16 protein-coding genes are annotated in these 20,907 nt (G+C 35.5%); 14 read left to right on the forward strand and 2 right to left on the reverse strand.

Annotation, left to right across the window (positions count from 1 at the left end; translation table 11 throughout):
* Positions 1–211 precede the first annotated feature (211 nt).
* The 12 genes from SOLCA_RS02840 to SOLCA_RS02895 all read left to right on the forward strand — a co-directional run bounded on the left by SOLCA_RS02840 (position 212) and on the right by SOLCA_RS02895 (position 13,998).
* Positions 212–877, forward strand: a complete 666-nt coding sequence (locus SOLCA_RS02840; protein ID WP_014678939.1) for an RNA polymerase sigma factor — start codon at positions 212–214, stop codon at positions 875–877.
* Between the two features lie 122 nt (positions 878–999).
* Positions 1,000–2,031 (forward strand): FecR family protein, encoded by a 1,032-nt coding sequence (locus SOLCA_RS02845; protein WP_014678940.1) that lies wholly within the window; start codon positions 1,000–1,002, stop codon positions 2,029–2,031.
* A 35-nt stretch (positions 2,032–2,066) separates the two neighbouring features.
* Complete coding sequence (locus tag SOLCA_RS02850) at positions 2,067–5,684, forward strand: SusC/RagA family TonB-linked outer membrane protein (RefSeq protein WP_081479963.1); 3,618 nt, start codon at positions 2,067–2,069, stop codon at positions 5,682–5,684.
* A gap of 30 nt (positions 5,685–5,714) precedes the next feature.
* Entirely contained in the window at positions 5,715–7,115 is a 1,401-nt protein-coding gene (locus tag SOLCA_RS02855) for a RagB/SusD family nutrient uptake outer membrane protein (protein WP_014678942.1), read from the forward strand.
* Between the two features lie 144 nt (positions 7,116–7,259).
* Positions 7,260–7,928, forward strand: coding sequence for a thioredoxin family protein (locus tag SOLCA_RS22090; protein WP_157604502.1), 669 nt, complete (start codon positions 7,260–7,262; stop codon positions 7,926–7,928).
* On the forward strand, positions 7,858–8,625 hold the full coding sequence (locus SOLCA_RS02865; RefSeq protein WP_042479193.1) for a hypothetical protein: 768 nt from the start codon (positions 7,858–7,860) through the stop codon (positions 8,623–8,625). The genes SOLCA_RS22090 and SOLCA_RS02865 overlap by 71 nt, the downstream gene beginning before the upstream one ends.
* Before the next feature lie 112 nt (positions 8,626–8,737).
* Complete coding sequence (locus tag SOLCA_RS02870) at positions 8,738–10,519, forward strand: aminopeptidase P family protein (RefSeq protein ID WP_014678945.1); 1,782 nt, start codon at positions 8,738–8,740, stop codon at positions 10,517–10,519.
* Between the two features lie 933 nt (positions 10,520–11,452).
* Positions 11,453–12,136 (forward strand): DUF1349 domain-containing protein, encoded by a 684-nt coding sequence (locus SOLCA_RS02875; RefSeq protein WP_014678946.1) that lies wholly within the window; start codon positions 11,453–11,455, stop codon positions 12,134–12,136.
* Between the two features lie 60 nt (positions 12,137–12,196).
* Positions 12,197–12,517, forward strand: a complete 321-nt coding sequence (locus SOLCA_RS02880; protein WP_014678947.1) for a hypothetical protein — start codon at positions 12,197–12,199, stop codon at positions 12,515–12,517.
* 6 nt (positions 12,518–12,523) lie between these two features.
* Positions 12,524–12,892: a hypothetical protein gene (locus SOLCA_RS02885; protein WP_014678948.1), complete on the forward strand. Its 369-nt coding sequence runs from the start codon at positions 12,524–12,526 to the stop codon at positions 12,890–12,892.
* A 70-nt stretch (positions 12,893–12,962) separates the two neighbouring features.
* The gene (locus tag SOLCA_RS02890; RefSeq protein ID WP_014678949.1) at positions 12,963–13,478 is read left to right on the forward strand and encodes a hypothetical protein; all 516 of its coding nucleotides are present in this window, start codon (positions 12,963–12,965) and stop codon (positions 13,476–13,478) included.
* A complete protein-coding gene (locus tag SOLCA_RS02895) occupies positions 13,471–13,998 on the forward strand; it encodes a DinB family protein (RefSeq protein ID WP_014678950.1) in 528 nt (175 codons plus the stop codon). The genes SOLCA_RS02890 and SOLCA_RS02895 overlap by 8 nt, the downstream gene beginning before the upstream one ends.
* Here SOLCA_RS02895 and SOLCA_RS02900 read toward each other — a convergent pair.
* Both SOLCA_RS02900 and SOLCA_RS22095 read right to left on the reverse strand, forming a co-directional pair.
* On the reverse strand, positions 13,995–14,729 hold the full coding sequence (locus tag SOLCA_RS02900; RefSeq protein WP_014678951.1) for a LytR/AlgR family response regulator transcription factor: 735 nt from the start codon (positions 14,727–14,729) through the stop codon (positions 13,995–13,997). The two genes, SOLCA_RS02895 and SOLCA_RS02900, sit on opposite strands and share 4 nt — an antisense overlap.
* Position 14,730: 1 nt before the next feature.
* Positions 14,731–16,269, reverse strand: coding sequence for a sensor histidine kinase (locus SOLCA_RS22095; protein WP_014678952.1), 1,539 nt, complete (start codon positions 16,267–16,269; stop codon positions 14,731–14,733).
* A 160-nt stretch (positions 16,270–16,429) separates the two neighbouring features.
* Here SOLCA_RS22095 and SOLCA_RS02910 point away from each other — a divergent pair, with 160 nt between their 5' ends.
* Together SOLCA_RS02910 and SOLCA_RS02915 are read left to right on the forward strand one after the other, a co-directional pair.
* On the forward strand, positions 16,430–17,329 hold the full coding sequence (locus tag SOLCA_RS02910) for an ABC transporter ATP-binding protein (protein WP_042480582.1): 900 nt from the start codon (positions 16,430–16,432) through the stop codon (positions 17,327–17,329).
* Positions 17,323–20,850: a M1 family aminopeptidase gene (locus SOLCA_RS02915; RefSeq protein ID WP_014678954.1), complete on the forward strand. Its 3,528-nt coding sequence runs from the start codon at positions 17,323–17,325 to the stop codon at positions 20,848–20,850. The genes SOLCA_RS02910 and SOLCA_RS02915 overlap by 7 nt, the downstream gene beginning before the upstream one ends.
* Positions 20,851–20,907 lie beyond the last annotated feature (57 nt).

The following is a 20,907-nucleotide window of genomic DNA, read 5'->3' on the forward strand; positions in this document are numbered from 1 at the left end:
GTTATGTAACTAAAAAATTGCATTGTCGTTAAATGCGTCATTTTAGCTGAAAAATTACACAATTAACAATCTTTGTCAGGTCTGATTGTATACCTTACATTTCAGGGCTTTTTGTTTTGCAACAATTAAAAAGGAAATATTATAGATTTGTTCCTCTCAAGTACCCTGAACTATAAAAAGCAGGGTTGTTTTCCTGAACCAGTATGTTGCAATGAATTCCGGTAAAGAAATAAATGAAGAAGCGCAGTTGTGGGTTGCCTTTAAAAAAGGTGATCAGAAGGCGTATGAGCGCATTTATTCGGCTTATTACCCGATTTTGTACAATTATGGTTATAAATATATCCGGAATACTCATCTGGTTACCGATCTGATTCATGATCTATTTCTGAAATTATGGACTAGCAGAGAACGACTGTCAGACCCGGCTTCAATCAAAAATTATCTGTTCAAATCTTTCAGAGGTCACTTATTTAATCACTCAAAAGCATCAAAAAATATATTTGTTGGTGATGGAAATCAATTGAATGATTTTAATATTGAATTGAACGATAGTCCGGAAAGTAATTTTATTGCAGATGAACAGATGACCGGTTTACGAAAAAAAATCGGTCAGGCTCTTCAAAAACTTACAGATAGACAACGTGAGGTAATCTACCTCCGTTATTATGAGGAATTTTCCTATCCCGAAATTGCTGAAATAATGGGCCTTACGTTAAAAGGCACTTACAAGCTTATGGGGAGGGCAATTGAGACATTGCGCTCGCAAGAATCAATAGGTAATATTATTTTATTCCTTATCACACAAAAACATTTTTACAAAAACCACCTGAAAGACCATCATCGTTTAGAAAATGTTGATCACCAAAAATCAGCATAGAACGACTCCTGGGCGCTAAAAAAGCAAATAACATTTTACTGGGATTACATTTTTTAAAATTTTTCAGATTTCGTGGGGTAGAAATTCTGCTGAAGTTGTATTAAGCGAAATATTCCAGAAAAATGTTAAACGGGAAAGAGTATTCAGCGTATAAGGTCGAAGATTTTTTAGGTGATGAATCGTTTGTTAATTGGGTAAAATCAAATGCTGACAATTCAGATTGGCAACAGGTTTTAGCTGAAAATCCTTCTATAGTATCATTTGCTGAAGAAGCAAGAAAATGGGTGCTTCAATTGAATATTGCTGTTGCTATGGCTCCTTTTTCAGAGCAAGTTCGGTTTAAAGAGAAATTAAAACTTTCCATTGAAAAGGCTGAACAAAATACCAAGGTTCGCCAGTTACGTATTGCTGTTCAGCGAATAGCTGCTGTTTTTGTTGCAATAATGGTAATAGCTGCAGCTATTGGTACTTACAATTATTACCGTTATGAACATCTTTCAACTGCTTACGGACAAAATCTAAAGATCACGTTACCAGATCAATCTGAAGTTGTATTGAATGCTAACTCTTCAATCAAATACAAAAAGACATGGAATTCCAATGAAATCCGTGAAGTATGGGTAGAGGGAGAAGCGTATTTCGATGTAAAACACTTAAACAAAAACGAAGCCCTTATCAAAGATGCTGAACGCTTCGTTGTGCATACAGACGATCTTGATGTACAAGTTTTAGGAACTTCATTTAACGTAAATAACCGTCGTCATATAACCAAGGTTGTACTTTCTAGCGGTAAAATCAGTGTAGCCATTAAGGAAAAAAACAAAAGCATCTTCCTAACTCCAGGAACAGCACTTGAATACAATCCGCATGAAAACCTGATTGTGAAGAAAACAATAAAAGCGGAAGATGAATCCGCTTGGAAACAGTCGAAGCTGGTGTTTAATAAACTTTCATTAACTGAAGTAGCCAAGATTATCGAAGATAACTATGGTTATAAAGTGTCTATAGAGGGAGAAGAACTGAAAAATAGAAAACTTACCGGAACGCTTTCTATCCAGTCGGAAGAAATTCTATTCGCCGCTATTCAATCCATCCTGAAGGTTGAAATTATAAAAGATAAAGAATCCAAAACTCTCATCATAAGAGATAAATAACCCCTATCCAATAACCTATCCAAAATTAGAAGAAAATGAGAAAACGGCTACTTAAGCTTTTTATGGGATCATTTCCGTTGGCACTAATGCCTTTTGGTGTGTATTCGCAAGCCTATGCAAATACATTTGTTCAGTCGCCTTCAGAAGGGATCCAGGCAATCAGCACACAGCAAAAAAGTTCTGTTGAAGAGGCATTGGCAACGATTAAGAACGTCTACCACGTAAATTTTATTTATGAGGAAGGCGTTTTGAATGATCTTTACACAACAATTGATGCAACCTCTTTTAAAGGCAAAAAGCTGGAATCTGTACTAAGTAATTTGTTATTACCGCTTGGATTAAAGTATAATAAGCTTGATCAGAGTAATTATACCATTATTACCGGTTCTGAGAAATCAGCTCAAAGTGCGGAAAAACGATTTGGAGTTACATCAATTAATTCCATTGCTTCTGCATCAATCAATAATGAAATCGTTGTTAAACAAGTAATCCGTACAATAACCGGTAAAGTTGTTGATGCGAATGACGGTTTACCAATTCCTGGAGTAAGCATCATGATCAAAGGAACTTCACTAGCTGTCCAAACAAATGAAATTGGAGAGTTTGCTTTACAAGTTCCGGAAGGTTCCAAAACCATCGTCTTTAAGTTTATCGGTTATGTTACCAAAGAAATAACACTTTCTTCGACAAATCAATACCTGATTAAGCTTGAAAGTGATACCAAATTACTGCAGGAAGTTGTTGTTACCGGTTACCAAACATTTTCAAAAGAACATGCTACCGGTTCATTCTCAACAATCTCAGCTGATAAATTAGAAACTCGTCGCATGGTTGACCTTAAGCAACTGTTAGAAGGTCAGGCACCCGGATTAGTAAATTATAAAGGTGATGTAAGCGTACGCGGTACAAGTACTTTCAACGCTATTAAAAATCCGTTGTACGTAATAGATGGTTTCCCGGTAGAGAAAACAACAATAGACGGATTTGGTAGAATTGAAGACGGAGTGCCAGATATTAACCCTGAAGATATTGAAAGTATTACAGTATTGAAAGATGCTGCTGCTGCTTCTATTTATGGCGCAAGAGCTGCAAACGGTGTAATTGTAATTACCACTAAAAGAGCAAAAGCAGGTGAAACTAAGGTTAATTTCTCTAGTAGCATTTCAATGAGAGCAAAACCTGATTTATCCTATATGAATACTTCATCGGCAAATACTATGATTGGCCTTGAAGAGGAGTATATCAACAACAACCCTGAACTTAAAACAAATCCTTTAAAAGAGGTGGCTCGTATTCGCGATGCAGGTATTTCTAGTCCGGTGATCAATATTTTATTGAGTAAATATGCTGGTGAAATTTCACCTGATGAGGCAGTACAGCAAATCAATGCATTGAGAAGTAACGGTAATGTTTATCAGGAAGAATTGTCGAAGTATGCAATGCAAAATGTTGTTCAGCAACAATATAACTTATCACTTGCAAAAGCAACGGATAAAAACAGCTTTAACCTTTCAGCAACGTATTGGAACAATCAGAATACCTCTTTAAATGATAAAAATGACCGCTTAGGTATTAACATTACGAATAGTGTGAACATTGCAAAATGGTTAAAAGCTGATGTTGGCGCATACGTAGGTTATGGAAAAGAGGATAACCCGGGATTATATTCTACTTCTTTGTATAATTCATCTTACCCTTATGAACACCTTGTAGATGAGAACGGCAATCCTATCATAAAGCGTAACTCATTATCAAGGCAAATTACGGATAACGTAGCAAAGTATAATCTATATAATATTGATTCTTATACACTTGACGAGCTAAATTATAACATTGGTCATGTAAAAAACTTCACCAATCGTTTGTTCGGTAAATTAAATGCAACAGTTACACCGTGGTTGAAATATGATTTAATGTTTCAATACGAAACGAGCAATACAAACACCAAAACCGTTAATGAGTGGGAAGCATATGATACTCGTTATTTAGTTAACTCATTTGCAGTATTTGATGCTGTTCAAAATAAGGTAGTTTATAAGTTACCGGCAGGAAATATTTTAAACGAGGAGTCTCAGATTTCTAATTCCTATACATTAAGAAATCAATTAAACTTCACAAAAAAATTAGGAACACAACATAATTTGAGCGTTGTTGCTGGTTCTGAAATCCGTCAGGCTAAAAATGAGCGCACTGGAACGAAAGGTTATGGATATAATCCTGAATTGTTGACCACCATGCCAATCAATTTAGAGGAACTATCTAAAACATATGCAGGTTTAATGATCAAAGCGGTTTCACTTGGTCAGAGTTCCTTGTATAATCATCAGGAAGTATTGAACAGATTTGCATCGTTCTACGGAAACGCAACTTATACATTTTCAGACAAGTACAGTGTAACTGGTAGTGCGCGTATGGATCTTTCCAACCTTTTTGGAACAAATCCTAGTTACCAATATCGCCCATTATGGTCGGCTGGTGCAAGCTGGTTAATCAACCGTGAAAAATTCTTCAATGTTTCATGGGTTAATTACTTGAAATTAAGAGCTTCTTACGGTTTAAGTGGTAACATTGCTAAAAACGTTGGTCCGTACTTAGTGGCTTCTTATGGAATAAGTAATTATACAAAAGATACATACGGAACAGTGGTAACTCCTCCAAACCCTAATTTGCGCTGGGAAAAAACTCATACCATTAACATGGGATTGGATTTTGTATTGTTCCACGATGTATTACAAGGTTCAATTGATGTTTACCGCAAAAGAAGTATCGATCTGTTAGCGAATCTTTCACTTGATCCATCATTAGGTTATGATGCAGCTTTGGTTAATAATGGTGAGTTATTAAATCAAGGTATTGAATTAACACTTTCAAGTGATGTAGTTAAGAACAGAAATTTCAGATGGAATTTAAGTGTTAATGCTGGTTACAATCATAATGAAATTGTAAGAGTTGATTATACTCCTAAATCAGCATCAGAATTATTATCAGAAGGATCTTATTTACAAGGAAATCCGCTTCAAGGGTTATATGCGTATAAATATGCAGGCTTAAATGCTGAAGGAAATCCATTGATCTACAATGAAAAAGGAGAAGTGGTTTATGCTCAGGTAACTAATCCAAATGCTGTTTATTACATGGGTTCATTAATTCCATTAGTAAGTGGTTCATTTACCAATAATCTTAACTACAAAGGTTTTGAATTATCAGCAATGTTGATCTACAACATTGGTCAGAAAATGCGAAATGATGTACCAACAATCACCAACTCTTACGGAGGTTTAACCAATGAGCAAATTGCTAATAGATGGCAGAATCCCGGAGATGAGTTAATTACTGATATTCCCCGATACACTTTCCACTACGAAAAAGTTGGAAACAACTTCAGAAATAATAACTATAGATATGGAGATGCACAAATACTGGATGCTTCATACATTAAACTTAGAAACGTTTCTTTAAGCTACAATCTTCCCAAAGCTATGATTAATAAATATGGCTTAAACGCAGCTAAATTACGTTTCATGGTTGAAAATCCTGTTGGCATTGGCTTTAATGGAAACGGAATCGATGTTGAAGCTTATAATCAAGCATCAGGCTCAAGAAGTATTAAACCACAGCCAACATTTGTTGTAGGCCTTAATGTTGGTTTTTAAGAAGTGTTAGTTCTCTTTAATTGAAAAGAAATGAAAAAGATTAATCCAATAATAGTACTTATCCTGTTATCCGGCATTTTGCTTTCATCGTGCGAAAAGTACCTTGATGTAATCCCCAAAGGAAAGAAAATACCTCAAAACATAGCCGACTTTGAAGCTTTTATTCAAAATCCGGATATGCATTTCAACGATATGACAACTCCTGTTCAACTGACCAACGAGTTTTATACCAATAGTGCTGCAATAAATGCTGTTAACCTAACTTCGATTAATTTTAACTGGATCGAGGATAAAAGTCGTGTTGATTTTCTTGAATCTGATGAGGCCTATAACAATGCTTATAAAGGTATTTACTATAGTAATTTAATTATAGATGGAGTGCCTGATGCTATTGACGGAACACCCGAACAAAAAGATGCACTAATTGCACAAGCTAAAACGTTGAGAGCCATGAGTTACTTCTTCCTTGTAAATCGTTATGCAAAGCATTATAACGCTGCAAGTGCTTCAACAGATTTAGCAGTACCATTAAACTTAAAGCCCGACTTTGAACAAGTGCCTCCTCAGGTAACTGTTAAAGAAATTTATGATCTTATTTTAAGTGACTTAAACTCTTCTGTTGCTGCATTACCTGCTAAAAGCAAAAATTCCTATTGTCCAAACAAAGCTACAGGCTATGGAATGTTAGCCAGAACGTATTTGTTTATGAAGGATTTTGACAAAGCATTAATCAATGCAAATCTCGCATTAGGCCAAAGCGATGTATTGTTTGATATGGTAAAATATTATACAGATAATAAGAAAACCATTGATGCAACTGCAAATCCAACGCTTCCGAAGTTTGATTTCCTGAACCCAGAAAATTACATTTTCCGATTTGGTTCTACTTCAAATAAGTTGCAAGGACTTTATATCACAGGTTCTATCCCTGCTAAAGATTCTGTAAGATTTGAACCTGGTGACACTCGTTATCGTATCAATTTTAAACCACGTAAAGTTGGAGCCGATACAATTTGCAATTTTTTCAGAATGGATGATTTCAATGGCGGTGGCATGAGAAGCCCTGAAATGTACCTAACCAAAGCTGAGTGTTTAGCTCGTAAAGGGCAGTTTACTGAGGCAATGACGTTAGTGAATACACTTCGTAAAAAAAGAATTATTCCGGAGTTATATGCTGATCTGAGCGCTACTACAGAAGAGCAGGCGATAACCTACATCAGAAGGGAAAGAAACAATGAGTTTTTTGGAACCGGTATGAATTATTGGGATTTAAGAAGGTTTAACACCGAACCTAAATATGCCAAAACGCTTACTAAGATTTATAATGGTCAAACATTATCATTATCACCAACATCTCATTTGTGGATCATGCCTTTTTCGAGAAAAGCAGTTCAGAATAATGCAACACTAAAACAAATAACAGAGTTGTAGTAAAGTATAAGCCAAACCCCCTTAAGCCTCTGAGAGTAATCTTAGGGGCTTTTTTGCGTCACATTTATTTTACCAGGTTGTTGGGGTAAAAAGGTGCTTATTACTGTATTAATTAAAATGTTAATTAAATTACAATCCATCCAAATGAAGAAAGTAATAGTAAGCTTATTGTTGCTATTGAGTGTAGGCTCTGTAATGGCGCAAGGAATTAATTTTGAGCATACATCATGGAATGAAACACTTAAAAAAGCTCGTGAGTTAAATAAGCCCATTTTTATTGATGTGTACACAACCTGGTGTGGCCCCTGTAAGGCAATGTCAAATCAAATATTTCCAAGGGAAGATGTTGGTGCATTCTTCAATAAAAACTTTATCAATCTTAAAATAGATGCAGAAAAAGGGGAGTGGATTGAATTTTCTAAGAAATATGGGGTAAAAGCATATCCAACATTTTTGTTTATTAACTCACAAAATGAGGAGTTGATTGGAAATGCGGTCGGAGCATATCCGGCAGCAGAATTTCTGGATGTTGGAAATGATATGCTGAAAAAATTAAATGGAGTAAAGGAAGTGAGTTTGGCCGATTTGGAAGCTCAATTCAAAAACGGAGACAGATCTGACGAATTTATCCAACAATATGTTAAGCGGTTAAAAGTTGAAAATCAGCCTGTTGGAGCTGTTTTAGAGGCTTACACTGCGCAGTTTTCAAGTAAAACACCAACTACTGAGCAACTCTTCTTTATTGCAACTAACTTTTTCGGGCGAACCAAGAAAGGTCTACGATTTCCTTATTACCAATTACAAGGCGGTTGAAGTAGCACTAAAGTCTGATGGCTTAGCAGGAGCAGGAGTTGATGGTATACTCGAAAGAAGTAGTAAATCTTTTGGTAATCAGATAATAAAATCGAAGGAGCTTTCTGTTCAGGAAAAACAATCGGCATTAAACGACCTATATGGGACAATGAGAGCATTCTTAAATCAACGTGCCGATAAGAAAATTACTGATTTGCAATTACTGTTCTATAAATCGGTAAATGACTCGGTCAGCTACAAAAAGACCGAACAAAAATATGTAAAGGATTATCTTTTGTCGGAAGATAAAACTTCAACTATCGGTCGGGAGCCAATTATTTTGGATAAAAATGCTCCATATCCGGTACTGACTATTGATTCGTCAACAGTTAATAGCTGGTGCATGTACTATGCAGTAAAGTTAACTCAAAAATCACCTGACAAAAACGATAAACAACTGGCAAAGGAGTTAGTGAAAAAAGCCGAGCGCTATGAGCAATCTAATTATACGGAAAGCATGAAAAATATAATGCAGTATAATTTGGGTGAGGAGAAAAAGGCTACTAAAGCCCAGGAATTACTGGTGAAAATAATGCAGGAAAAAACACCTGCTGATAAATTACTGGCTTCAGTTGAAAAGGCTTTACAACAAATGCAGGATGGTAAAAAGAACATTAATGGGTTTTCAAAACCAATGATTCCTGCTAAAAAGCATTAAGGCTAATTGAATTGGTGATACCTTTCGGTGTCACCAAATTGTTAATGCACATTGGTTTCAAATACCAAATGAGATAAGCTATATTTACAACCTCATTTTATTCCTATCAATAATGACTTATAAAGAGAAATTGAGTGCCATTCGTTCACAAATGGAGCAAAATGGCGTTGATGCTTATATCATTCCTTCTTCTGATCCACATATTAGTGAATATTTACCTGACCATTACAAATGCATGGAATGGACCTCAGGATTTAGCGGTTCTGCCGGTACATTGGTAATCACTGCTGACTTTGCTGGCTTGTGGACAGACGCCCGTTATTTTGTTCAGGCTGTGGATCAATTAAAGGATACAGGTTTTGAGCTGGTTAAATTGAAAATTCAACACACTCCTGAGTATATTGAGTGGCTTGCTGAAAAGTTACAAAAAGGTGCAACAGTTGCTTTTGACGGTAAATTAATCTCAGCTGAATTGGTAAAAATCATGAAGGTCGGTTTTAACCGTTTCGGATTTAACTTAAACACCAAAGCAGATTTTATTACGCCAATTTGGGAAAATCGGCCTGCATTTTTAAATAATCCAGTATTTCTGCTTCCCGAAGATATTACAGGAGAATCTACCGAAAGCAAGATTGCGCGTTTACGTGCTGATATGAAAAAGCAGCAAGTTGATTTTCACCTGATTTCATCAATGGATGATATTGCATGGTTATTAAATGTTCGCGGTAGTGACGTTGATTGTAATCCATTGGTATTAAGTCATGTGTTAGTTTCTCAGAATGAGCTGGTTTGGTTTGTAAATGATACACGAATTACGCCTGCTGATAAAGCTGCTTTAGCAAAATCGGGAGTAGATATTAATTGTTACATGCAGTTTGCTACCTCTGTAAGTGCATTGCCTGCTGGAAATTCAGTGTTGATAGATCCTAAAAAACTTTGTCAAGAGGTAATGGAAGCTATTCCTTCCGGAGTTAGCATAGTTGAAGGAATGAATCCAACAACCATGTTTAAATCTATCAAGAACAAAACAGAGCAACAACATATCCGTCAGACTATGGTTAATGATGGTGTTGCTATGGTCAAGTTCTTAAAATGGTTAGAAGATAATATTGGCAAAACTTACATCGATGAGCTTTCTGCATCTGCTAAACTTTATGAATTCCGGTCTGCTCAACCTGGTTTTGTGGGAGAAAGTTTTGGTACTATATCGGCTTATAAAGGTCATGCTGCTTTGCCTCATTATAAATCAACCCCTGAAAGCAATGTAGAGTTAAAACCTGAGGGTATTTATTTAGTAGACTCAGGTGGGCAATATCGTACAGGAACAACTGATATTACACGTACCATTTCTTTAGGTAACTCTACTGCTGAAGAAAAGAAGGATTATACGCTTGTGTTAAAAGGTATGATTGACTTGAGTATGGCTCGTTTTCCTGAAGGTACCAAGGGCTATCAGTTAGATGCATTTTCGCGCAGATGGTTGTGGCAAGAAGGTTATAATTTCGGACACGGAACAGGGCATGGAGTAGGATTCTTCTTAAATGTTCATGAAGGCCCTCAAAATATTAGTGTTTCAGGTGCAATTAATATTGCATTTCAGCCGGGGATGTTAAATTCCAACGAACCTGGAATTTATCGTCCTGAGAAGCACGGTATTCGCATTGAAAATCTGGTTATTTGTCAGGAAGATGTGAAAACAGAGTTTGGACAGTTCCTAAATTTCGAAACTGTTACTATTTGTCCGATTGCAACTGATTTAATTGATGCTGCTTTATTGAATGAAGCTCAACGTAGCTGGTTTAATGATTACCACAAGTTTGTTTTCGATAAACTATCTCCACTTTTAAATGTTGACGAACAGGCTTGGTTAAAAGAAAAAACCAAAGCAATATAATTTTTGAACCATATAAGACATATAAGGATATTTAAGCTAAATCTTCTATTTTTCTTATATGCCTTACATGGTTTTTAATTTTTGAACCATATAAGACATATAAGGATATTTAAGCTAAATCTTCTATTTTTCTTATATGCCTTACATGGTTTTTAATTTTTGAACCATATAAGACATATAAGGATATTTAAGCTAAATCTTCTATTCTTCTATGCCTTATATGGTTTTAATTTTTGAACCATATAAGACATATAAGGGTATTTAAGTTAAATCTTCTATGTTTCTTCTATGCCTTACATGGTTTTTAATTTTTGAACCATATAAGATATATAAGGATATTTAAGCTAAATCTTCTATTCTTCTATGCCTTACATGGTTTTTAATTTTTGAACCATATAAGATATATAAGGACATTTAAGCTAAATCTTCTATTTTTCTTATATGCCTTATATGGTTTTAATTTTTGAACCATATAAGACATATAAGGATATTTAAGCTAAATCTTCTATTCTTCTATGCCTTACATGGTTTTTAATTTTTGAACCATATAAGATATATAAGGATATTTAAGCTAAATCTTCTATTCTTCTATGCCTTACATGGTTTTTAATTTTTGAACCATATAAGACATATAAGGATATTTAAGCTAAATCTTCTATTTTTCTTATATGCCTTACATGGTTTTTAATTTTTGAACCATATAAGAAATACAAGGACATTTAAGTTAAATCTTCTATGTTTCTTATATGCCTTATATGGTTTTAATTTTTGAACCATATAAGAAGATAATAAGCTAAATCTTCTATACTCTTATATGTCTTATATGGTTTTAATTTTCACAACGTTTAAGGATAATGCTTAAATGTTTTGTATTACTTAGGATGTTTAATTATAATATGTTTATTTTCATAGCGCAAAACAACCTATTGCATTATGAAAAAAACAATTATTAATCTACTTCTGCTATCAACTATTTCATTTTGTACAGCCGCACAAGGAACTCAGGCAAAGTCTGATGAATCAGTAAGGATCTCATCAGTTCCGTATCCTTTAAATTGGGACAATACTCCACAAAAATTTGCCGTAACCGACAAAGGAATCACTATTGAAGCTCAGAAGGGAACAGATCTATTTGTATTTGTAGACGGTAATTACTACAATAACACAGCATCCAAACTTCTTTTTCATCCCGACTCAAACTTCGTGTTTAAAGCCAAAGTATCTCCTGAATTTAATGAAGTGTACGATGGGGGAGCGATTTTAGTTTATAGTGATAAGGAAAATTGGGCCAATTTTTTATTTGAGAAGAATGAAAGAAATACCTACGGTGTAGTATCATCCTTTGTTAAGAATAAAATTAGCGACGGAAATTACCATACAGAACTACCCAGTAAAGAAGTTTACATGAAAGTGGCTAAATCTGGGAAAATATTCAATTTCTACTATTCTTTAGACGGACAAAAATGGGTGTTGACTCGAACATTCCCTTATTCGCAATTAGAAAATATGCGTATTGGCTTTTATGCACAAGCAGCTAAAGGCCCGGGCTGCAAAGTTCATTTCACTGAAATCTCGTATAACGGAAAAGCCTTTAAAGATTTTTTTACTGGCGAATAACTTTCTATATGGTTTCGGAGTTAAATTAATTTGTGTAAATTAATTGTACACTAATTAGTTATGCCTGATACTATTGGAACAACATACGCATCCCCCGATCAGTTGGGGGATGATTTTACCTCTTACGCCATCAATGAACTGTATAAACAGAATCTTGAAATAGATGATTCGGCCGTAAAATCATTGACCACCCTTATTAACAAAGGCACAAAGAGGATTAAATTAAGCAGTACCTCCGAGCCCCTCGTTTATAAGAGTATTGACAGATTAGTTACAGCGATTGTAACAAGAAAAAACGAAGAGATTGAACTAACAACCGTAAGCGATTTAGATATAGAAAAAGTACTAAAATCTATTTGTCCGGTTTGGCCTTTTTGCTGAAAAAGTATGAACAATGCAAAGGAAAAATCATTTGAGTACGCCAATGATGCAATGAAGTTGATACTTACACTTTCAACCGGTGTAGTGGCCTTTTCAATTACATTTCTGAAAGATGTAATAGGGAGCAAACCCATAAACGATAAATGCCTGCTCGAATACAGCTGGTTTGTTTTATTATTTGCAGCATTCGTGAGCATCTGGTCGATGTTTGCAATTGCAGGCTCTTTAAATGCTATCGAAAATTGTTCAACAATAGCAGACCAAAAGAAAATACATATCTATAACCCCAATATTGCATTCCCGGCAGGAGTGGCAATAATTAGTTTTATTGCAGGAGTATTGCTATACATTAATTTTGCCCTTTCTAATTTCTAAAATTGATCAAAATATTGACAAAAGGACTGATTAGTTACTATATTGACTTTAAGAAATCAACAACTTGTCAATGAAACAAATAGATCCTTTTACTTCTGATTTGCGCTCAGGTAATGGTGCTTTAAAAGCAATACTGATAAGTGGTTTTGTTGCAGGCACACTCGATATTCTTTCAGCATTTCTTGTTCACAGCGTTTTCGGTAAGTCGACGGTGGAGAAAATATTACAGTTTATCGCTAGTGGAGTATATGGGATGGATGCATTTAAGGGTGGCATTGCAATGGCCCTCGCCGGATTATTCTTTCATTTTGTAATCGCATATGGCTTCGCTGTATTTTACTATTATGCCAGCAAACATATCGATTACCTTCACAAAAATCCGTTGGTAAGTGGATTGCTATATGGTTTATTTGCTTGGTTAGTAATGAATTATGTAGTATTGCCTTATTCGAGTATACCACAGCCTAAAAAAGCTCCAACTTTTGGAGCACAGTTAATAAGCATTGCATGTGTTATGTTTTTTGTAGGATTGCCAATAGCCTATATTATTAGAAACTTTTACAATAAACAATACAAACATGAATGAGCCTTGGATCTCAAAGCCTTCAGAAGGTGAGTACCCGACATATGCAAAAATGTATATTGATCTGTTGCCGGATGATGATCAGATTCTTAAACACCTGAAAACCAACTTTCAGGAGGTGAAGAACTACATCTCTTCATTGCCTGAAGAAAAGCTAAAGTTCAGATATGCAGCGGAAAAGTGGACAATAAAAGAAATTTTGGTTCACATAATCGACGATGAGCGTATTTATGCTTATCGTGCTTTGCGGATTGCGCGTAACGATAAAACCTCCCTACCAGGATTTGAACAAGATGATTACGTACCTTATTCAAGAGCTAATGAAAGAAGTTTGGAGGATATCTTCGAAGAATATGAATCGGTACGAAATGCAAGCCTGACTTTGTTTAAAAGTTTTAATCAAGAAGATGTTATGCGTTTAGGAATGGCTAACGGAAACCAGGTAAGTGTAAGAGCGTTAATCTATCACATGGCCGGCCATGAGCTTCATCATCTTAATAGTATCAAAGAGCGATATGTTTAATCATCATTGCTCATAAGCTGCTTAAGCGATTGTTTATGACTTTTCCCGATTTGCAGCGGCTTCTTATTTTTGAGAATAACGGTATTTCCTTCCAGGTAAGCAATATATTGTTTGTTGATAATAAACGATTTATGAATTCGTACAAAATCATCAACAGGTAATTGCTCAGCAAAGCTGGTTAATGTACGGGCTGTGAGCAAGAATTCATTTTCCAACCATACCTTAACATAATTGCCAAAACTTTCTAGATAATAAATATCCTTTAAGCTTACTTGTACAAAACGTTTATCCGTTTTGATAAATAGTTGTTGTAAATCAACCGAGTTATTTTCAATCTGATTAAGTGATGTTGGAATATTAGTTTGATTTTTAAGTTGATATAATTCTAACGCTTTATTGGTTGCTTTTAAGAAACGTTCAAAACGGAAAGGTTTAAGTAGGTAATCGCAAACATCCAATTCGAAACTTTCCAATGCATATTCTTGGTAAGCAGAGGTAATGATTACAATCGGACTTTTTTTAAGAATCTTCAAAAAATCCAACCCTTTAAGTTTAGGCATCTGAATATCAAGAAATATCAGATCTATTGAATTTTCATTAACAAAATTAAGCGCCTCAGTTCCCGAATAGCATTGACCCACAATAGAAATAAAGGGAACATCTTTCGCATGTTCCTTGATTACCTCGTGCGCAAGGGGCTCATCGTCAACAATGATTGTTCTTAGTTGCATGCTAATTTAATTCCAATATAATTTTAAAACTATTTTGGCCGTTCTCCATTTTTAACTCGTGTTTTCCTGGGTAAAGTAGCTCCAGGCGTCGTTTTAAATTAAGTAAACCAATGCCCGATTGAGATTTTTTTGTAGTAGGCTCAACAGAATTTTCACAGCTAAGGCTCAATTTACCATTCGCACAGCTAAGATTCATTTTCAAGTAACAGGCATTCTCTGCGGGTTCAATACCATGTTTAAAAGCATTTTCAATAAAAATAATTAATAAAAGAGGTGGCAGTTCAAATTGATTATCTATTGAATGTTTCTCAAAAGTGATATCCAGTTGTTTGTGAATTCTGATCTGCTGTAAGCGCAGATAATCTTCAATATAATTTATTTCGTCGGTTAATAAAACCTTTTCCTTTTGTCCTTCATAAATCACGTAACGCATTAGATCAGAAAGGTGAAGAATAACTTCGGGTGTTTGCTCCGATCTGGTTAAGCTGAGTCCGTATAGATTATTAAGCGTATTAAAGAAAAAATGGGGATTGATTTGTTGTTTTAGCAAATGCAATTCGTTCTCCACTTTCTGTTTCTCAAGCATCGTAATTTGGTTATTTTGCTTAAACCACTGGATCGTCAGGATAATGGGTAAACTAACCAACATAATTGCAAATGCACCCCATCCATTTTCGGCTTTAAAAGGCGGACTTCCAATAATTTCTCCAAAAACGTTATTTATGGGTAGCCAAATGATCAGTTGGGCAATTAATGGATAAAAAAACAAAATGCTTCCGATAGCTGCCAGGCAATAAATGATCATTCCTTTTTGTTTGAGCAAAACAGGGATCAAAAACCGATTATTGATAAAATAGAAAAAGAAACCGGCCATGTAAAGAAGAAAAAACTGTAGTGCAAAGCTGAAAAAAGTAGGAAGCTTTTTTAATAGCACTAACGGTTTAAGGGTTGGGCCTATCAATAAATTGTTTGCTGAATGATAACGGGGATCGGACATACTTGAAACACCCATTGCAGCCAATAGCACGGATAATAGCAATAATGCCAGCAAAATGCTTTTCTCTAGATTGAGTTTTCTGAGCCAGTGAGATCCCGAAAGTTGTGTATTGAAATACTCGGTTAATACCAGTGTCAACTCTATTCCAATGCAAAACAAGCATAACATCCCCACATTATCTTGTGTCAGTTCTACAGGAAACAGAGGAGATAGTATAGGAATCAGGAAAAGAGGCAACACACTTAGGTAAACAACAAAGCAAGCCACCCAAAGTAAAAAATAATTACGAGTGGATGAAGCCTTGCGGATTTTCTCCTGATAGAAAACAAATAAAAGAACCGGTAATAACAGAGCCATCATGATGGCTGTGCAGGATATATGCTCGTTCCAGGTATAAGGTTCTTTTTCAGAAGTTTGAATAAGACTTATCAGCAATACAGGAACTACAAATGTCCATGCGTTATTGGGAAGAAATAGATTCTGAATTCTTTTGAGCACAGTGTTGATGATAATTTCATGCAAAAGAATGATTTCATTGTTCATCCTACAAATTATTATGACGAACGGCGATTTTATAGTGATGAACGTCATCTGAATTTCAACTGTAAGAAAACACACACTTTATCATGAGATTTGATAGGTTCATCATTATTAATTGCATTGGGAAATGCTATAAATGTTCTTTGCCGAAAAAGTAAAGCACATGAATACCCTTGAAATTAGAAATTTAACGAAAACATACCCGAACGATGTTAAAGCCCTCGATAACATTTCACTCACTATTTCCAAAGGAATGTTTGGATTATTAGGTCCAAATGGGGCCGGAAAATCCTCCTTAATGCGAACTATTGCAACGCTGCAGGAACCAGATGAGGGGGAGGTGTTTTTTAAGAATGTTAACATCCATAATGACCAGGATTTTTTGCGTAAGCAATTGGGTTACTTGCCTCAGGATTTTGGAGTATATCCTAAAATATCGGCTTTTCAGTTATTAAACCACCTTGCTGTATTAAAGGGGATGGTTAGTAAAAATGAAAGAGATGAGCAGGTAAATGCTTTATTGCAACAAACCAATTTGTATCATGTGAAGGACAAATCAGTTAGCACATTTTCGGGAGGGATGCGACAACGGTTTGGCATTGCCCAGGCATTATTGGGAAACCCTCAACTGATTATTGTTGATGAACCAACTGCGGGACTGGATCCGGAAGAGCGCAACCGTTTTCATGATTTATTAAGTGAAATTGGTGAACAGGTAGTAGTAATTCTTTCGACACATATTGTCCAGGATGTAAGTGAGCTTTGTCCCCAAATGGCCGTTTTAATGAACGGAAAAGTAGCCTTGCAGGGTGCTCCATCGCAGTTGATTGAAGATTTGTCGGGCAAGGTGTGGAGAAAAGCAATTAATCGGAATGAACTGCACGATTACCAGCAAAATTTTCAGGTAATCTCAAAACGTTTACTGGCAGGCAAAATACAAATTCATGTGTTAGCCGATGATCATCCAGATAAAGGATTTGAATTATTGCAGCCTGAACCGGAAGATGTTTATTTCTCCGTTTTATTTGGTGCTCAATCAACGAAGGAGGTATTGTCATGTTAAAACAGCTACTTCTTTTTGAGCAGAAATACCAGTTTAGGCAATATACTTTTATCGGATCTGCAATCCTGTTTCTGTTGCTTGGTTTAGTATTACCTCGTGGCGGTTACGGAGGAGATGAGGTTTTCAAAAATGCCCCTTATGTGATCAGCGCCGGAATCTCGTTGTTATCCATGTCTTCACTTTTAGCCATTACTTTATTTACTGCTAATATCGTATTGCGCGATAGTGAACACAAAATGGAAGAGTTGATTTTCACTACTCGTATTAACAAGTTTCAATATGTGGCAAGCAGATTTTTAGGATTATTCAGCGCAGGGCTGATGGTCCTATTAGCATCATTATTAGGAATGATGATGGCCACTTTATTATTGGATAAAAGCCAGTTGGGGACATTTGTTTTATGGAATTACCTATGGCCATTTTTGGTTTTTGCAGTTCCCAATGTATTGTTTTGTACCACCTTATTGTACGCAACAGCAGTAATAACACGAAGCACAATGGCAACCTATATTGCCGGAGTTCTTATTTATATTCTCTACCTGGTAGGTTCAATGTTGGGAAATTCGCCTTTAATGGCTAACGCTGATTTTTCAGGTTCTACGCCTGAATTATTACCGGTGTTGTTAGACCCATTTGGTTTAACCTCGTTTTTCGGAGAAACAAAACATTGGTCGGTTATAGATAGAAATACATTACTGCTACCGCTTAAAGGGAGTTTTTTATTAAATCGATTACTGTGGCTATCCATTTCTATGCTAATTTTATTGAGTACTTACCAGTGGTTCTCATTTAGGTTGGTAAGTAAGAATGTCGGTAAAAAGGCAAAAACAACAAGGCCTTCGGTTGCTAATGCTTATAAAACAACCAATACTGATCCGGATCGTAAAGTTGCAAAATGGCAAATGCTGAAATCTGTAGTAATCCTGGAGGTAAAATCTATACTTAAAAGTCCAGCTTTTTATGTTATCCTGCTTTTATGGTTATTTCTGATGGGAACAGAACTGACTGAAACACTTTTTCATCAGTTATTTGGCATTTCATTATATCCGGTTACTGGTTACATTGTGGAGTTTGTCAGAAACAACTCATTGGCAGTTATAATAATCATCTTCTTTAGTGGGGAAATTACCTGGCGTGAACGGACTGCTAAAGTTTATGAATTAATTGATGTTACGCCTGCATCAAATTTTGTCTTTTTTGTGGGTAAATCTATAGCAATCTTAATGCTGATTGGGACCTTTATTAGCTCCTTAGTACTTACTGGAGTTGTAATTCAGGGGTTCAAAGGCTATAACAACTTTGATATCGGCACCTATCTTTCATTGTTTTATTACAGTGGATTACCGCTATTTTTAATGGGTGTTTTGAGCCTATTTATTCAAACAGTTTCTCCCAATAAATACTTGGGACTATTATTTACCTGTATTGTCTTTGGCATAACGCTCTTTAGCGCACGCCTGGGTATAGCGCATTATTTGTTGAGATATGCAGTAACTCCTGAGCTTGAATATGCTGAACTAAATGGATTTTCTTATTTCGCAACAGCTTTTAATTGGTATATGCTGTACTGGACAGCTTTTGCAGCAATGCTTTCAATTCTTTCACTTCAATTATGGAAACGAGGAGTTCAATCAGGTTGGCGAAAAAAACTATCTGTAATTGCTTTCAGAAAGAATACAAGTTTTACAGTTTCAGGTAGTTTGGCCCTTTTTCTTATTAGCGGTGGATTTATTTATTACCAAACAAATATTGTTCATCCTTATATGACTCCAGAACAAAAGACAATATTTAGAGCTGATTATGAAAAAAAATATAAAAGGTATAGTGAATTACCCACACTTACTATTATCGACGTAAAAACCAATGTTGATTTATTTCCGGCCGAACGATATTATAAGGTAAAGGGTTGGTATTCGTTGGAGAATAAAAACAAAATACCAGTTAATAATCTTTTGGTCTGGCTGAACCAGGAGGCGGTATTAAAGAGCTTAGTAGTAGAGCAGGCTGAATCGTTAGAGAAGGACGACCGATTCAATCATTATTGGTTTAAATTAAAGAAACCATTACAACCGGGAGAACGGATTACTATGGAGTTTTCAATTGAGGTTGCTAAACCAGGGTTTGAAAAATTTAATAAGGAAAACTACATAACGAAAGGTGGTTCCTATATAGAATTGGAGAAATACCTGCCTGCCTTTGGCTATGCGACACAACTCGAACTTGAAGATTCACTTGAACGCTCAAAAAATGGATTGGCTCCCCAGGTAAAATCAACTCCGGCTAACGATCAGTATTATAATTGGGTACAGTATGAAAGCACCATCTCAACAGATGAAGACGAGCAAGTTATTTCAATTGGCGACTTACAACAGCAATGGATTGAAAAGGGAAGAAGGCATTATTCCTATAAAACTTCAAAACCAATTCCGTTTATGTTTGCGATTGCTTCTGCTAATTACGAGGTCATGAGTTATAACTATAAAGGTGTATCAGTTGATTTGTATTGTAAGCAAAAACAAAATGCCAACGTAACTGAGATGCTGAAAGCTGTTAATAATTCATTGGATTATTACAGTCAAAGTTTTAGTCCGTATCAATACAAGTATTTGCGTGTTGTAGAAATTCCTCATTATAAAGGGAACGCAACAGCCTATCCGGGAGTGTTGTTTTGTGGCGAAAAATATAACTTCCTGAGCGACTACAGAGATAGCACTAAAATCAACTATGCTTATTGTACAATAACGCATGAAATAGCTCATCAATGGTGGGCCGGACAATTAGCACCTGCAGATGCTCCCGGTGCTAAAGTGCTTACCGAAACACTAGCACAATACTCAGAGACGTTGTTGTTGGAAAAAAAATGTGGTAGGAATGGTCTATCTGATTATTTATCCGCAGAACTTAACTTATACCTTAACCTTCGGGGATACTCAGGAGAAACGGAAGAAGCTTTGGCAAAAGTAGAAGGCCAAAACCATGTGGCTTATCAAAAAGGCGGGTTGGTGATGTATGCACTTAAGGATTTAGTTGGTGAAGAAAAAGTAAATCAGGCTTTACAAAAGCTATTAACAAAATTTTCATCGCCAAATAAAAAGGCTACTGTTACAGATTTGTTGAAGGAGTTATATGCGGTAACACCATCAGAATACAATTACTTAATAAATGAATGGTTTAATAAAATAGTGTTGTATGATCTTAAAATTCACACAGCCACATGTCGTAAATTAGCTAATGGTAAGTTTGAAACCACTGCGAGAGTCGGTACGAAAAAGATAATTGATAATGGAGATGGTAAAATTGTTCCGCTGAGTTTTAAGGAGCCTTTAAAGTTGTTAGTTACGGAAGAAAATAGCAACGAATGGTCAAAATCCATTTATGTAAATACTCTTGCTTTTACAGGTGATGATACGGTAATTAAGATTATTACGGATAAAAAGCCTGGTAGCATTATTATAGATCCGTATATAACCCGGATAGAGCAAGATAAAACAGATAATGAACTTGAGATAACAATGAAATAATGAACAGTTTTGTAGCGATGTAATTAATTGTTAAATTTCCAGAAGACCAATAAAGAT

The sequence above is a fragment of the Solitalea canadensis DSM 3403 genome (assembly GCF_000242635.2).
Lineage (GTDB): Bacteria > Bacteroidota > Bacteroidia > Sphingobacteriales > Sphingobacteriaceae > Solitalea > Solitalea canadensis.